Origin of the sequence: Kitasatospora sp. NBC_00315 (genome assembly GCF_041435095.1) — a bacterium.
Classification (GTDB): domain Bacteria; phylum Actinomycetota; class Actinomycetes; order Streptomycetales; family Streptomycetaceae; genus Kitasatospora.
Genome location: NZ_CP108025.1, coordinates 3446003 through 3460637, shown reverse-complemented (window position 1 = coordinate 3460637; position 14635 = coordinate 3446003). Strand labels below are relative to the sequence as shown.

At 74.1% G+C, this 14635-nt stretch carries 12 protein-coding genes; 7 read left to right on the top strand and 5 right to left on the bottom strand.

What is annotated here, in order from left to right; all coding sequences use genetic code 11:
- Positions 1 to 33: 33 nt before the first annotated feature.
- Complete coding sequence (locus OG823_RS13885) at positions 34 to 504, bottom strand: YwqJ-related putative deaminase (protein WP_371479826.1); 471 nt, start codon at positions 502 to 504, stop codon at positions 34 to 36.
- Between the two features lie 554 nt (positions 505 to 1058).
- Here OG823_RS13885 and OG823_RS13880 point away from each other — a divergent pair.
- The 4 genes from OG823_RS13880 (at position 1059) to mfd (ending at position 10106) form a co-directional block, all read left to right on the top strand.
- Complete coding sequence (locus OG823_RS13880) at positions 1059 to 2060, top strand: SMI1/KNR4 family protein (protein ID WP_371479825.1); 1002 nt, start codon at positions 1059 to 1061, stop codon at positions 2058 to 2060.
- A 63-nt stretch (positions 2061 to 2123) separates the two neighbouring features.
- Complete coding sequence (locus OG823_RS13875; protein WP_371479823.1) at positions 2124 to 4406, top strand: SUKH-4 family immunity protein; 2283 nt, start codon at positions 2124 to 2126, stop codon at positions 4404 to 4406.
- Between the two features lie 216 nt (positions 4407 to 4622).
- Positions 4623 to 5942, top strand: coding sequence for a hypothetical protein (locus OG823_RS13870; protein WP_371479822.1), 1320 nt, complete (start codon positions 4623 to 4625; stop codon positions 5940 to 5942).
- A 534-nt stretch (positions 5943 to 6476) separates the two neighbouring features.
- Positions 6477 to 10106: a transcription-repair coupling factor gene (gene mfd / locus OG823_RS13865; RefSeq protein WP_371479821.1), complete on the top strand. Its 3630-nt coding sequence runs from the start codon at positions 6477 to 6479 to the stop codon at positions 10104 to 10106.
- Between the two features lie 111 nt (positions 10107 to 10217).
- On the opposite strand, the gene OG823_RS13860 is transcribed toward mfd, so the two are convergent.
- Positions 10218 to 10715 (bottom strand): Lrp/AsnC family transcriptional regulator, encoded by a 498-nt coding sequence (locus tag OG823_RS13860; RefSeq protein ID WP_371479820.1) that lies wholly within the window; start codon positions 10713 to 10715, stop codon positions 10218 to 10220.
- A 94-nt stretch (positions 10716 to 10809) separates the two neighbouring features.
- Here OG823_RS13860 and OG823_RS13855 point away from each other — a divergent pair, with 94 nt between their 5' ends.
- Together OG823_RS13855 and OG823_RS13850 are read left to right on the top strand one after the other, a co-directional pair.
- Positions 10810 to 11676: a TIGR03619 family F420-dependent LLM class oxidoreductase gene (locus tag OG823_RS13855; RefSeq protein WP_371479819.1), complete on the top strand. Its 867-nt coding sequence runs from the start codon at positions 10810 to 10812 to the stop codon at positions 11674 to 11676.
- Positions 11673 to 12101 carry a nucleoside deaminase gene (locus OG823_RS13850; protein WP_371479818.1) on the top strand — a complete coding sequence of 143 codons (429 nt, stop codon included), beginning with the start codon at positions 11673 to 11675 and terminating at the stop codon, positions 12099 to 12101. Before OG823_RS13855 ends, OG823_RS13850 begins: the two co-directional genes overlap by 4 nt.
- Positions 12102 to 12126: 25 nt before the next feature.
- Here OG823_RS13850 and OG823_RS13845 read toward each other — a convergent pair whose 3' ends face one another.
- From OG823_RS13845 to OG823_RS13835, 3 genes are all read right to left on the bottom strand, one after another.
- Entirely contained in the window at positions 12127 to 12543 is a 417-nt protein-coding gene (locus tag OG823_RS13845; protein ID WP_371479817.1) for a VOC family protein, read from the bottom strand.
- Between the two features lie 174 nt (positions 12544 to 12717).
- Entirely contained in the window at positions 12718 to 12942 is a 225-nt protein-coding gene (locus OG823_RS13840; protein ID WP_371479816.1) for a DUF397 domain-containing protein, read from the bottom strand.
- Between the two features lie 11 nt (positions 12943 to 12953).
- Entirely contained in the window at positions 12954 to 13805 is an 852-nt protein-coding gene (locus OG823_RS13835) for a helix-turn-helix domain-containing protein (protein WP_371479815.1), read from the bottom strand.
- A gap of 238 nt (positions 13806 to 14043) precedes the next feature.
- Here OG823_RS13835 and OG823_RS13830 point away from each other — a divergent pair, with 238 nt between their 5' ends.
- A complete protein-coding gene (locus tag OG823_RS13830; protein ID WP_371479814.1) occupies positions 14044 to 14481 on the top strand; it encodes an ATP-binding protein in 438 nt (145 codons plus the stop codon).
- The last annotated feature ends 154 nt before the right edge of the window (positions 14482 to 14635 follow it).

Below are 14635 nucleotides of genomic sequence, written 5' to 3'. Positions count from 1 at the left end.
GGTCGGGGACGGGGGCGTGCGCGGGGCGGGCGCTCAGGCGGCGGGTGGGCCGACGGCGACGCTCTGCACGTTCAGGTGCTCCAGCAGCGGTACGCAGGAGCGGCAGGGCGGGGCGTGGGTGCCGTGCGCGGGATCGTTCTCCTCGCGGATCCGTACGGTGGTCAGCCGGGCGCCCTTGAGGGACTTGCGGGCGTCGTGCAGGCTCAGCGCCTTGCGGGCGGCGCGCTTGGAGCGCGCGGTGTCCACGGCCGTCAGGTGCTGGGAGAGCAGGACCGCCTCCGGGCACCGGCCGGTGAACCGTTCGCGGTGCTCGACGGGAAGGGCGTCCAGGAACTCGCCGATCAGCGGGTGCAGCCCGGGGCCCTGCTCGGCCTTGTCACCCGCCAGCGTGAGCACCTCGCCGCCGCGCAGCGAGAGCGCGGCCGCGACGGCGGGCAGCAGGCTGTCGCGGTGGTGGCGCAGCAGGGGGGCGTCGGCCGGTGCGGTCTGTTGTTCGGTGGTCATGCGTCCTCTCTCCTGCTGTGCGGCCCTCGCGGGCCCCCGGGGCGGCTGCCGTGGTGAACGGCCTGGCGGCGGCCGCACTGATGCCGGGTCGGGCCGGGCCCCAGCCTGTCAAACACCACTGTCGATCAGCCAACCGGGGTGTGCAGTATGGGGCAGAAGGGACGGAACGACGGGGAGGCCGGCCCGGCGTGTCGGAGTCCATGGCGGGATCTTCACGACTTCGACACCAGTCGCCCCTGGTGGCCCGAAACGGCCGCCGGCTGACCCGGGTCCGCTGCCGGGTCGGGGCCCCGCGGCCGGCGGCGGCGCCGGCCGCACCCGCGCCAACTCCCCGCCCGGAGGCGGCCCCTGGGGCAGCCGGCGGCGGGGCCGCCCCGGCATCGGAAGGCGGGCCGGGGGCGCCGACGGGAGCGGGCGACCGCCCCCGGCCGCCGTGTCCCGGCCGCCGGTCGGACGAACCTCCAGGCGGGGCGACCGGCGCGGCCCCCCACCCCCTAGGCTGGTGCCCAGCAGTCGGCGATGGACACGTTGCAGCAGCCAGTGGGGGCTCCCAGATGACGACAGGTCGGCCCGGTACCGCCGCCGCACCCAATGCGGCGTACGCGGGGCAGGTGGTGCAGTTCCCGGACCCGGTGCGGGCCGAGCGGCATCCGGCCGGGGTACGGATGGACGAGTACGGCCACCCGGATTTCAGCGCCTACGCCGCAGCCGCGGCCGAGGTCGCCGACCCGCCGGCCGGCTTCGGGGTGGACGAGCTGCGCCTGACCGACTTCGTCTCCGCCAACGCCGCGCTCTTCACCCAGGGCCACGAGCTCTGGGCCGACCTGGACACGGCCGTGGCCACCCCGCCGGGCTGGACCTGGCACCACGCGGTGGGCGCGGCCGCCCCGGGCTGGCGCCGGATGGAGCTCGTCCCGGTCGAGGTCAAGGCGCTGCTACGGCATCACGGCGGCCTCGCCCGCTCCTCCGCGGACCACGGCCGGCGCGGCACCCGCCCGTTGCAGGAGCACCGGCCGGTGCACTTCTCGCTGGCCAAGGACGGCGGTGACCCGATGAGCGTCGCCGAGGACCTGGTCCAGCTGGCGGAGGAGCGCCTCGGCTACCGGCTGCCCGGCGCGTACCGCAACTTCCTCAAGGTGGCCGGCGGCCGCGGCCCGGTCGGTGTCGCGCTGGACACCGAGTACGGACTGCTGCTGGACCAGCCGTTCCTGACGCTAAGCGAGGAGTTCGGCGTCCAGGACCTGGTGTACGCCAACAAGTGCCTGCGCGACCACCTCACCAAGGACTACCTGGGCATCGCGTACGTCCAGGGCGGCATCCTGGCGCTCAAGGTGCGCGGCGAGGGCACCGGGTCGGTCTGGGCCTGCCTGTACGACGACGCGCGGGACGAGGGCGGGGCCGAGAGCCCCGAGGAGCGGGTGGCACGGCTGCTGCTGCCCTGCGGCGAGGACTTCGACGCGTTCCTGCTCCGGCTGGCCGGTTGCCCGCCGGAGCTGGAGACGGTCGCCGAGCTGATGGTGGACGGCGGGTTCGCCCGGGCCGTACCGGTGCGCTGAGATGCGGGACGCACGGCCGGCCGTGCCGGGGAAAGATGCTGAGGGGACAGGGGTGAACCGGGCGTGGTGACGTACGCGCAGGCGCAGGAGCTTGCCGAGGACTGGATCAACGGCGGTGTGCCGCGATCGCTGCAACGCGAGGTGCGGGTCCGGGAGTTCGATCTCGGCTTCATCTGCTGGGCGGTCGATCCCGAGGACGGCACGGCGGCGGACGGTGGGGAGGCCCGGCTGGTCGTCGCCCGCGACAGCGGAGCGAGCACGCTGTGGCCGGCGCTCCCCGTCAACGAGGTCGTCCGGCAGTACGAGGAGGTGTACGGCCGTCCGGTGGCCGCCAACCCGGCCGGTGCGGCCAGGCCGGCGCCGGGCGCGGTCGAGGCGACCTCCTTCCTGCTCAGCCCGCCGCAGTGGCTGCAGGAGGCCGGCGCGGCCGCGATCGCCGCCGAGGCCGAGCGGCTCGGCGCCCCTGCCGCTGCTCCCGCCCCTGCTCCCGCCCCGGAACCCGCGCAGGCCGCCGCGCCCGCGCCGCCGCCCGCGCCCGCGCCCCTGCCCGCCCCGGTCCCGGCCGAGGGCCGTCACGGCCGGGGCCCCGGTGTGCTCAGCACCCCGCCGTTCCCGCAGGGCCCCGCCGGGGGCGCCCCGACCATGCTCGCGCCGCCGCCCGGCGGCGAGGCCGTCACCGTGCAGCTGCCGGACGGCGTACCGGCCGCGCCCCCGCCGGCCCACCCGGCTCCGCCGGCCGCCGACGGCTACGCGCCCACCGTGCTGGCGCCGCCGGGCGCCCTGCCCGGCCTGGCGGGTCTGCCCGGCGCCCCCGTCGCCCCGGCTCCGGCCCCGACCGGCCCGCCGCCACCGGCGCCGTCGGTCGACCACGCCCCGACCATGCTCGCCTCGCCCGACGCGCCGCCCGGGCTGATGGGCCTGCCCGGCGCGCCCGCCGCCCCGGTGCCGCCCGCGCCGCCGCAGGGCGGTCACGGCCGATCCGGGGCCGGCGCGCCACCGCCCCCGCCCCCCGCCGACCTGCGCGGAGGCGCGGGCGGACCGGCCCACAACGGCGCCGGCCGAGGGGCGAGCGCCCCGCCGCCCCCGCCGCCGCCGGGTCTGCGCGGCGGTGCACCGGCCCCCGCGCCGCCCGCCCCGGCGCCGCAGGCCGCCCCGGGCGCCGGCGTCGCGTACGAGGCGACCCAGCTCGCGCACGCGATCGAGCTGCCCGGCGGCCCGGGCGCGGTCGCCCACGGCACGCCGCCCTCCGCCATGCCGCCGGTCGGCTACGGCTACCCGGGCGCCGCCTCCCCGGCCGTGCCCGGCCCGGCCGTCGCGCCGGCGGCCGTCCCGCCGCCGTTCCCCGGTCCGCAGGGCCCGCCGGTCGACCCCGGGGTGCCCGCGGTCGGCCCCGGGTACTTCGCGGCGCTCAGCTACCGGGGCCCGGACGGCTCGGAGCAGAAGCTCCTGCAGCGCAGCGAGCCCGGCACCCCGCACCCGGAGTGGAAGATCCTCCAGGAGCTGCGCCGGCTGAACGTCCCGCCGGAGCAGGTGCTGGAGCTCTACACCGAGCTGGAGTCCTGCGACCTGCCGGGCGGCTACTGCGCCCGGATGATCCGGGCGTCCTGGCCGAACGTGCGGCTGACCCACACCGCCGGCTACGGCCGCGACCACCAGGCGCGGCAGGCCGGCATGGTCCACCTGCTGGACCACCTGGACGAACTGCACCAGCTGGCCTCCGCCCCGCAGCGCCCTCGCCCCGTGCGGGTGCCGCCGCCCGCGCCCGGCAGCGTCCCGCCGCCGGCGCCGGTCGCGCCGCAGCAGCTGGCGGCGGAGCTCGGGCAGGCCTTCGGGCCGGCCGTGTTCCGCTTCGAGCAGCGCGCGGTCTCCCGGCAGGGCGTGCCCGAGCCGGTGGCGCAGACCCTGATGTGGGCCGGGCTGCCGCGCGACTTCGGGCCGTTCTTCTGGGCCCAGGCGCAGGAGGGGCGTCCGATCCCGACGCTCGCCGAGCTGGCCGCCGAGCGCGGCGTCCAGGGCGGCCCCGACTTCGGCGGCTACCTGGTGCTGGGCAACGACTACGGGCGCCAGCTCTGCGTGCAGTACGGCACGGCGGCCGTGGTCGCGGTCGATCTGGAGGGCGGGGGCGAGCCGCCGCGCTTCGTGAACACCGGCGTGCCCGAGTTCGTCCGGGCGCTCGCTCTGCTGGGCCGGATGTGGCGGCTGCGCTTCGGGCTCACTCCGGAGCAGGCGGCCCGCTGGACCACCGACTTCCAGAACCAGCTGGCCGCGATCGACCCGGCGGCGCTGCAGACGGCGGACACGTGGTGGGCGGTTCTGCTCGAACAGTTCTGGGACGGTCTGCTCTAGCGGATCGTCGCAGGTGGGAGTGGTCGCACCGGCCCCCGGTGCGACCCCCCGGGCGTGTCGGTACGGCGGCGCCTCGTTTGGGTTTGCCCATAATCCGCGCAAAATAGGTCAAGAGGATGGGCCTACCCGGCTCGTCCCGCCATCTTCAGAATCGTTCCGGCCCTGGGCGCCCGCAGCCCGTGACAGCCGAAGCCCGTGACACGAGGGGAAGAGCCCATGAGCGATGCCGTCTCCCAGTACGGTTTCACCGCTGCCCGGCGTGGTTACGCGCCAGAGCAGGTCGATCGAACCTTGGCAGCGCTGACCGCCCAGCGCGACGAGGCCTGGGAGCGGCTGAGCGTCCTGGGCGCCGGTCTGCGCGAGATGGAGAAGCGGCTCGACGAGTTCGTCCAGGCCGCCGCGGACGCCCCCGCACCCGACTACAACCTGCTCAGCGAGCAGGCCGCCGGGCTGGCGGTCACCGCGGAGAAGGAGTCCCGGGCCGTGCGCGAGGCCGCCGAGCGCTTCGCCGAGGACACCCGCGACGAGGTCTACGAGGCCGGGCAGGAGCTCGCCCGCACCTCCGAGGAGTACGCCACCGCCGTGCGCACCGAGGCCGACCAGGCCACCCGGCGCAGCGAGGAGCGCACCCGCGCGGAGGCCGAGAAGCTGCGCGGTGAGGCGGACGCCGAGGCCCGCGCCGCCCGGGACGCCGCCACCTCGTACGCCGCCCAGGTCCGGGTCGCCGCCGCCGAGGCGTCGGAGCGGGCCGAGGCGAAGCTGGCGGAGCTGCGCCGCGGCGCGGACGAGATGTTCGCGGCGGCGGTCGCCCGGGCGGACGCCGGCGACACCGAGGTGGCGCAGACGGCGGCGCGCCGGCTCAAGGAGGCCGAGCAGTACCGCGAGTCGGTGCTCGGCAAGGTCAAGCAGTCCGACGCGGAGGCCCAGGCCAAGGCCGATCAGCTGATCGACCGGGCCCGCCGCGAGGCGGAGCGGATCAACGCGGCGAGCGATCAGGAGCAGGTCGAGTTCGCCGAGCGCCACGAGGTGGTGCAGCAGCACCTGGATCACATCAAGGGGACGCTGGCCTCGCTCACCGGCGCGGCGGTCGGCGCGATCGAACCCGAGCAGGCCGCCGAGGCGCCCGGCCCGGTGCGGCCGGCCGCGGCGCCCGCCCCGGTGGACGCGGAGGCGGACACCGGTGAGATCGCCGTGGTCCAGGACGCGTCCTCCGCGTCCTCCGCGTCCTCCGCGTCCTCCGCGTCCTCCGCGTCCTCCGCGTCCTCCGCGTCCTCCGGGCCCTCCGGGCCGTCCGCGCCGGTGGTGCCCGGCCCGGCCCCCGAGGCCGACACCACCGTGCTCCCGGTGACGTCGGACGGGGAGGCCCCCGAGTTCACCCCCGGGCGGGTGTCCGCGGCGCCGCCGAAGCCGTCGACCCCGCCCGGGGAGCCGGTCGAGGGCACGGACGCGGCCACCCGGATCATTCCGAAGATCGTGATCGTGGACGACGGCTCGGACTACGCGACGCCCCACACCGTGGCGCACCGCCGCACCTGATCCGTCCGCCGCACACCGCCGCACCTGATCCGTCCGCTGTCCGGGCCCCGACCGCCGCCACGCCGGCCGGTCGGGGCCCGTCCCGGTCGCCGGGCCCCGCGGTGGCGCGCGGCCGGGGGCCCCGGAACGCAAAGGGGCCGAGACCCGTGGCGCCCTCCAGGAAAGGGCGCCACGGTTCCCGGCGATTGGGCGGGCGCCCCCACCCAGGGTCGCCCGGCCTCGCATCCCGACCCCCATCGGGCTGCGACCGTGCCCACTGCAGCCATCCCCCACGGTTGGGTGCGGCGGGCACATTCACCATGCTGCGCGATCTCCATGGACGGCCAGTGACAGGAGTATGTCCACTTCGTGGCATTCATGGACCGATGACGAACCACCGGTCGGCCGCGCCCACGCCGGTGCGCCGCGTGCGCGTCGGCGCTCCGGCGTAGGCTGGACACCCCCGGCCGCTCGGCGTGCCGGGCCGTTCGCGTTGCCCGGCCGGCCTCCCGGCGCCTGGGCCACTCCAGCTACGGGACGAAGAAGAGACTCCAGATGAGCCTGACCGGACTGCTCGATGTCGTCGCGCGGGACGCCGCCCTCGCCGAGGCGATCGAGGCCGCCACCGGCGCCGCCGCCGGGGCACGCCAGCACCTCGACCTGGTCGGCCCGCCGGCCGCCCGCCCCTTCGTGATCGCCGCGCTGGCCAGGGCCCTGGCGGGTCGGGCCGACGCCGACCGGGGCCGCCCGGTGCTCGCGGTGACCGCCACCGGCCGGGAGGCCGAGGACCTCGCCGCCTCGCTGCGCTCGCTGCTGCCCCCGGACGCGGTCGCGGAGTTCCCCGCCTGGGAGACCCTGCCGCACGAGCGGCTCTCGCCCCGCTCGGACACCGTCGGCCGCCGGCTGGCCGTGCTGCGCCGGATCGCCCACCCGCGCGCCGACGACCTGGCGGCCGGGCCCGTCCAGGTGATCGTGGCGCCCGTCCGCTCGGTGCTCCAGCCGCAGGTCAAGGGCCTGGCCGAGCTGGAGCCGGTGGCGCTGCGCCGCGGCGAGTCGCACGACCTGGAGTCGGTGGCCCGCGGGCTGGCCGCCGCTGCCTACGCCCGGGTCGAACTGGTCGAGAAGCGCGGTGAGTTCGCCGTCCGCGGTGGCATCCTGGACGTCTTCCCGCCGACCGAGGAGCACCCGCTGCGGGTGGAGTTCTGGGGCGACGAGATCGAGGAGATCCGCTACTTCAAGGTCGCCGACCAGCGCTCCCTGGAGATCGCCGATCACGGCCTGTGGGCGCCGCCCTGCCGGGAGCTGCTGCTGACCGACGCCGTCCGCGCCAAGGCGGCCGAGCTGGCCGGCCGGCACCCCGAGCTGGGCGAGATCCTCGACAAGATCGCCCAGGGCATCGCGGTCGAGGGCATGGAGTCGCTGGCCCCCGTCCTGGTGGAGGACATGGAGCTGCTGCTCGACGTCCTGCCCGCCGGCAGCATCGCCGTGGTCTGCGACCCCGAGCGCGTCCGCACCCGGGCCACGGACCTGGTGGCGACCAGCCAGGAGTTCCTGCACGCGTCCTGGGTCGCCGCCGCGACCGGCGGGGACCGGCCGATCGACGTCGAGTCGATCGACGTCTCGGCCGCCTCGCTCTGGTCGCTGGCCGACGTCCGCGAGCACGCGGCCGGCATCGGCCTGCCCTGGTGGTCCGTCAGTCCGTTCGCCACCAGCGACTCCTCGGGCGGCACGACGCTGCTCGAATTCGACACCAACACCCTCACCCTCGGCATGCGCGCCGTCGAGGCGTACCGGGGTGACACCGCCCGCGCCATCGCGGACGCCAAGGAGCGGCTGACCGCCGACTGGCGGGTGGTCATGGTGACGGAGGGCCACGGGCCCGCCTCCCGGCTCGCCGAGGTGCTCGGCAACGAGGGCATCCCGTCCCGTCTGGTCGCCGACCTCACCGACGCCCCCACCAGGGACGTCGTCCACGTCTCGTGCGGCTCGATCGAGCACGGCTTCGTCGACGAGGCGCTCAGGCTCACCGTCGTCACCGAGACCGACCTCTCCGGCCAGAAGTCCTCCACCAAGGACATGCGCCGGATGCCCTCCCGGCGCCGCAACGCGATCGACCCGCTGGCCCTGGCGGCCGGCGACTTCGTGGTGCACGAGGCGCACGGCGTCGGCCGGTACGTCGAGATGGTGCAGCGCACCGTGCAGGGCGCCACCCGCGAGTACCTGGTGCTGGAGTACGCGCCCGCCAAGCGCGGCCACCCCGGCGACCGGCTGTTCGTGCCGACCGACCAGCTGGACCAGGTCACCAAGTACGTCGGCGGCGAGGCCCCGACCCTGCACCGGCTCGGCGGCGCGGACTGGGCGAAGACCAAGCAGAAGGCCAAGAAGGCCGTCCGCGAGATCGCCGGCGACCTGATCAAGCTGTACTCGGCGCGGATGGCCGCCCCCGGGCACACCTTCGGCCCGGACACCCCCTGGCAGCGCGAGCTGGAGGACGCCTTCCCGTACGCGGAGACGCCCGACCAGCTCACCACCATCGCCGAGGTCAAGTCGGACATGGAGAAGTCCGTCCCGATGGACCGGCTGATCTGCGGCGACGTCGGCTACGGCAAGACCGAGATCGCGGTGCGGGCCGCGTTCAAGGCCGTCCAGGACGGCAAGCAGGTCGCGGTGCTGGTGCCCACCACCCTGCTCGTCCAGCAGCACTTCTCCACCTTCGCCGAGCGGTACGCCAACTTCCCCGTGGTGGTGAAGGCGCTGTCGCGCTTCCAGAGCGACGCGGAGGCGAAGGCCGTCCTGGAGGGCCTCTTCGAGGGCTCGGTGGACGTCGTGATCGGCACCCACCGGCTGTTCTCCTCCGAGACCAGGTTCAAGGATCTCGGCCTGGTCATCGTCGACGAGGAGCAGCGCTTCGGTGTCGAGCACAAGGAGCAGCTCAAGAAGCTGCGCGCCAACGTCGACGTGCTGACGATGTCCGCGACCCCGATCCCGCGCACCCTGGAGATGGCGGTCACCGGCATCCGCGAGATGTCGACGATCACCACCCCGCCGGAGGAGCGGCACCCGGTGCTGACCTTCGTCGGCCCCTACGACGAGAAGCAGATCTCCGCCGCGATCCGCCGTGAACTCCTGCGCGAGGGACAGGTGTTCTACATCCACAACCGGGTCGAGTCGATCGACCGGGCCGCCGCCCGGCTGAAGCAGCTCGTCCCCGAGGCACGGGTCGCCACCGCGCACGGCCAGATGGGCGAGACCCTGCTGGAGAAGGTCGTCGTCGACTTCTGGGAGAAGGAGTTCGACGTCCTGGTCTCCACCACGATCGTGGAATCCGGCATCGACATCTCCAACGCCAACACCCTGATCGTGGAGCGCGGCGACACCTTCGGCCTCTCCCAGCTGCACCAGCTGCGCGGCCGGGTCGGCCGTGGCCGCGAGCGCGGATACGCGTACATGCTCTACCCGCCGGAGAAGCCGCTCACCGAGACCGCGCACGAGCGGCTGGCCACCATCGCCCAGCACACCGAGATGGGCGCCGGCATGTACGTCGCGATGAAGGACCTGGAGATCCGCGGGGCGGGCAACCTGCTCGGCGGCGAGCAGTCCGGGCACATCGCCGGCGTCGGCTTCGACCTCTACATGCGGATGGTCGGCGAGGCCGTGGCCGAGTTCCGCGAGTCGCTGGCCGGCGGCGGCGCGGAGCCGGAGGAGGAGCCGCTCGACGTCAAGATCGAGCTGCCCGTCGACGCCCACGTCCCGCACGACTACGCCCCCGGCGAGCGGCTGCGCCTGCAGGCCTACCGCTCGATCGCGGCCGTCAACTCCGAGCAGGACATCCTGCACGTCCGCGAGGAACTCACCGACCGCTACGGCAAGTTGCCCGAGGCCGTGGAGAACCTGCTGCTGGTCGCGGCCCTGCGGCTGTACGCCCGGCGGTGCGGCATCGGCGACATCACCCTCCAGGGCGCCAACATCCGATTCAGCCCGGTGGAGCTGCGCGAGTCGCAGGAGTTGAGACTCAACCGGCTCTACCCGCGCAGCCAGGTCAAGGCGACCGCCCAGCAGATCCTGGTACCCCGCCCCTCCACCGGCCGGATCGGCGGCAAGCCGCTGGTCGGGCGCGAACTGCTGGCCTGGTGCAGCGAGTTCCTGTCGGCGATGTTCGACGACCTGGCGGGCGGCAAGCGCTGACCCGCCCGGTTGCCCGGCCGGCCGACCGTTCGGGCCCGTCGTTCCCGCGGATGGGCGGCGGGCCCCGCTGCCTCGCCGCCCGTCGGCGGGGCTCCCCGGCCGGGGCCTTCGTCAGGGGGACGTGGCGGGACCGACCGGCGCCCGGACCGGCCGGGCGGCCGCCCGGGGCGCCCGGGGCCCGCGGTACGGCAGCGTCCGGCTGAGGACGAGGCTGGTGGTCGTGCTCCCGAACCGGGCCAGCGCGTCGACGATCTCCTCCAGGTGACCCGTCGAGGTGGTCGCCACCTTCAGGACGTAGCAGTCGTCCCCGGTGGTGCGCAGGCACTCCAGGATCTCCGGGCGCTCCCCGAGCAACCGGTGCAGGGGTTCGTGCGCGTTCCCCGGGTACTTCAGCCGGATCACCGCCAGCACCGCGTGCCCGGTGCGCTCCAGGTCCACCTCCGCCCGGTACCCCGTGATCACCTCGGCCGCCTCCAGCCGCCGCACCCGCTCCGTGGTCGCCGACGCACTGAGGTTCACCCGCCGTGCCAACTCCGTGAACGCGATCCGGCCGTCCCGCTGGAGCTCCGCCAGGATCGCCCAGTCGGTCGCGTCAAGAGTCTCGGTCATCCGCCCAGATTACCGGCGGATCCACGGCCGAACCGCCCCTGAACAGGCGGGAATCCCTTCTGGGGGCCGACGGCGGCCGACTAGGCTCGAACGCGTGAAACTCGGAGTGAACCTCCTCAACTTCGGCCCCGGCACCGACCCGGGCGCGCTGCGCGGCGGCGCCCAGACCATCGAGGGCCTGGGCTTCGACCTGCTGATGGTCTCGGACCACATCGTCATCACGCCCGACGTCGCCGAGCGCTACCCGGCGCCCTTCTACGAGCCCTTCAGCACGCTGTCCTGGCTGGCCGGCCTCACCACCCGGATCCGGCTCGGCACGACCGTCCTCATCACCCCCTACCGGCACCCGCTGCTCACCGCCCGTACGGCGGCCAACCTGGACCGGCTCAGCGGCGGCCGGCTGGTCCTCGGCGTGGGGGTGGGCTGGGCGCGGCAGGAGTTCGCCGCGCTCGGGATCCCCTTCGAACAGCGCGGACGCCTGACCGACGACCACCTGCGGGACATCCGGGCCGCCTGGGCGGACACCGCCTCCTACGGGGAGCGGCGGATCCCGCTCTGGGTCGGCGGCAACAGCGACGCCGGTCTGCGCCGGGCCGTCCGGCTCGGGGACGCGTGGCATCCGCTGCGCTGCACGATGCCGTGGCTGCGGGAGGCCGCGGACAGGCTGAGGTCCGTCGCGGAGGAGCAACGGCTCCCGGTGCCCGCGCTGGCCCCCCGGATCGCGCTCAGGCTCACCGCGGCGCCGGTCGAAGGACCGCGACGCCTCGCCGGTGAGGGCACGATCGACCAGGTCATGGACGACCTCGACCAGCTGCGGCTGCTGGGCGCCGAGAGCGTCGTCCTCGACCACTACAACGGTGACCCCCGTGAGACCTGCCACCCGCAGGTGGGCCGGCAGGCCCTGGCCACGGTGGCCGCGCACTTCAACCCACCACCCCGCACCGGAACGGAGCAGTCATGACCACACCCGACGACCACGCCCTCCTCCGCCGCGCCATCGCGCTGGCCGCCGAGGCGCGGACGAGCGGTAACCCGCCGTTCGGATCGCTGCTCTCGGCGCCGGACGGGACGGTGCTGGCGGAGGACCGCAACACCACACTCACCGACCGGGACATCACCGCGCACCCGGAGCTCAAACTGGCGCGCTGGGCCGCGAGGGAGCTGGACGCGGCCACGGCGGCCGAGACCACCATGTACACCAGCTGCCAGCCGTGCGGGATGTGCGAGGCGGCCATCCGACAGGCCGGGCTGCGACGGGTGGTGTTCGCCCTCTCCGACGAGCAACTCCTGGACATCAGGCCGGGCAGCGGGAGGCCACCCGTTCCGCAGGACGGCCCCGCGCTGCTCGATGAGGTCCGCGCCGTGGTCGAGGGGTACTACCGCTGACCCGCCGCCCGTCCCCGGCGGCGGCTCAGGGCCGGAGGTAGGGCCGGGTCATGATCTCCATGTTGTGGCCGGCCGGGTCCTCGAAGTACGCGCCCCGGCCACCGAAGAGGCGGTTGATCCGGCCGGGCTCGCCATGGTGCGGATCGGCGTAGTACACGACCCCGACCGCCTCCAACCGGGCGATCATGGCATCGAACTGCTCGTCGGGTACCAGGAACGCGTAGTGCTGCGCCTGGATCGGCTCGTCACGCTTCTCGTAGAAGTCGAGCGTGACGCCGTTGCCGAGATCCAGGGGCAGGAACGGCCCGATCGGGGCGCCGAGCACCAGGCCGAGGATCGCGGCGAGGAACTCGGCCGACAACTGCCGGTCCCTGGCGTGGACTGCTGTGTGGTTGAGCTGGACGGTACTGACGGACGGCGCGTACTGCGGGGCGTACGACATTGCTGAGGGCCTCTCCGGGGCTCGGTCACATGGGACGCGGCGCCGCACAGGGGCGCCGGACGCGAGGAAGCGGAGAGGATCGGGCGGGGCTCTGGCCCGCCCCGGGGTCATGCCGGGGCCGGGCGCCTCACTCGTATGTGGCCCATGGCCGACCCGGCAGTCACCCGGTCGACTCTAACGCCCGTCGGAGGCGCGGACAACGCCGTCGGCGAGGTGGTCGAACTCGCCCGCCTTGACGCCGAGGATGAACGCACGGAGCTTGGCGGGTGTGGTGGTGACGACGACTCCGGGGTCGTCGCTCTCACGCAGCAGGACGGCGCCGTCGACGAGGGCCAGCTCTATGCAGTCGGCGCCGTCTCCGCCACCCGAGTACGACGACTTCTGCCAGGTGATCGGCACGGCTGTTCCCTTCAGAGGTCCTTGGCAAGGCGATGGATGAGGTCACGTGATGCGGCGACCCCTAGCGATGCGCCCACTACCTTTGCATAGAGCGTTCGATACCTCCTGAGCTGTGCCTCCGCATTCATCAGGACTCCGTTCAAGGGGGTGTCCACCTGGACCGTGTCGAGCTGGCGGACCGGCCCGTCGAGGTACAGCATCGATACGCCTGGCCCCGCGAACTCGCCCGCCGAGAAGGGGATCACGCGGACGCTGATGTTCGGACGGTCGGAGAGTTCGAGTAGGAGGCCGAGCTGCTCGCGAGCAGTTCGCGGTCCACCGACCGTCATGTGCAGAGCTGCCTCGTGGACCACCGCCTCGACCAGGGGCGGATGGGCGCGGTCCAGAACCGTACGGCGCTGCATGCGGTGGGCGACCCGGGCTTCCAGATCCCTCGGCGGCAGTGGTGGTGGGTAGTAGCCGAAGACGGCTCTGGCATGCGCTTCGGTCTGCATGATGCCGGGGATCTCGACGACCTTGACCGTGCGCATGGCCGTGGCGTGGAACTCCAGCTCCGACAGGTCGAGGAAGTTGCGCGGGAGTACCTCCCGATACTCTTCCCACCAGCCCCGGGTGCGCTCCGTCGCCATCTCCACGAGCGCGTCGACGAGGGCCGTGTCGTCACAGGCGTAGTGTGCCGCGAGCCGCCGCACGCGTTCGGCGCTGGCGCCGACCCTCCCGGCCTCCAGGTTCGACATCTGGGCCTGGTCGGCTCCGAGGAGGCTGGCGGCCGCACGGGCCGTCATGCCGGCCTGTTCGCGCAGTTTCCTCAGCTCTGTTCCCAGGCGCTCGTTCCGTGCGGTGGGATTGATCCTCGGTGGCATGCGCCCCATCCTTCCGGCCGACTCTGAGTCTGTCCCGTGTGCGGTGAGCCGGGTTGGACACGTACGGGTGAATCGACGGCACAACCTTGTTCCGTAAAAAGCTTGTGCCCTACGGTGAGTATCGCATCGCTCGCCATGCGTGACGGCCGTAAGACGGAAGTGCATCGTCCCCGCATGCTCCGGGACGCCATCGCCACCGCTCGTTGTCACGTTCTCCCGACCGCCCGGAGGCCCTCCCATGACTGCTGACCTCACGTCGGACCGCCCCGAACCGTTCTGGTTCCCCCACTCCTGCACCGTCCTGCTGCCGTCCGCCGCCATCGCGCCGAAGATCTGCCGCGACTTCGTGACCGGTGTCCTGGAGCTGATCGGCTTCGGGCATCTCGCCGACCGGGCCGCCCTGTGCACGTCGGAGCTGGTCACCAACGCCCACCGGTACGCGGAGGGCCTGGTGCAGCTCCAGTTCACCGCCGACCTCACCAGGGTGCGGGTGTCGGTCTACGACGGTAACCCGGTCCGTCCCCGGCTCCGGGTGGCCACGGAGGAGGACCGGCGCGGGCGCGGCCTCGGCTTGGTCGACGCGCTGGCGGACGCCTGGGGAGTCACCGACTCGGGGTTCGGGTTGCCGGTCAAGGGCGTGTGGTTCGAGCTCCACACGCTGCGCGCGGTGGCGTGATCGGCGTGCGGCGACTGTGGCAGGCTGGGGGCCCGGCTGCATCGGCCACCGCCGACCGCAACCTGTCCATGGCCACCGAAGCCGTCCACGGCCGGACGGTGCGGACGGGTACGAGGAGTTCTCCATCCGTCCCGTCCTCGCCCTCTGGCCGGTC

What these genes read in the sequence shown, in the direction of transcription:
- OG823_RS13880 (WP_371479825.1), top strand. Translation starts at nt 1,059, where the DNA reads ATGACGACAGGTCGGCCCGGTACCGCCGCCGCACCCAATGCGGCGTAC.
- OG823_RS13850 (WP_371479818.1), top strand. Translation starts at nt 11,673, where the DNA reads ATGACCACACCCGACGACCACGCCCTCCTCCGCCGCGCCATCGCGCTG.
- OG823_RS13885 (WP_371479826.1), bottom strand. Translation starts at nt 504, where the DNA reads ATGACCACCGAACAACAGACCGCACCGGCCGACGCCCCCCTGCTGCGC.
- OG823_RS13870 (WP_371479822.1), top strand. Translation starts at nt 4,623, where the DNA reads ATGAGCGATGCCGTCTCCCAGTACGGTTTCACCGCTGCCCGGCGTGGT.
- OG823_RS13830 (WP_371479814.1), top strand. Translation starts at nt 14,044, where the DNA reads ATGACTGCTGACCTCACGTCGGACCGCCCCGAACCGTTCTGGTTCCCC.
- mfd (WP_371479821.1), top strand. Translation starts at nt 6,477, where the DNA reads ATGAGCCTGACCGGACTGCTCGATGTCGTCGCGCGGGACGCCGCCCTC.
- OG823_RS13835 (WP_371479815.1), bottom strand. Translation starts at nt 13,805, where the DNA reads ATGCCACCGAGGATCAATCCCACCGCACGGAACGAGCGCCTGGGAACA.
- OG823_RS13860 (WP_371479820.1), bottom strand. Translation starts at nt 10,715, where the DNA reads ATGACCGAGACTCTTGACGCGACCGACTGGGCGATCCTGGCGGAGCTC.
- OG823_RS13845 (WP_371479817.1), bottom strand. Translation starts at nt 12,543, where the DNA reads ATGTCGTACGCCCCGCAGTACGCGCCGTCCGTCAGTACCGTCCAGCTC.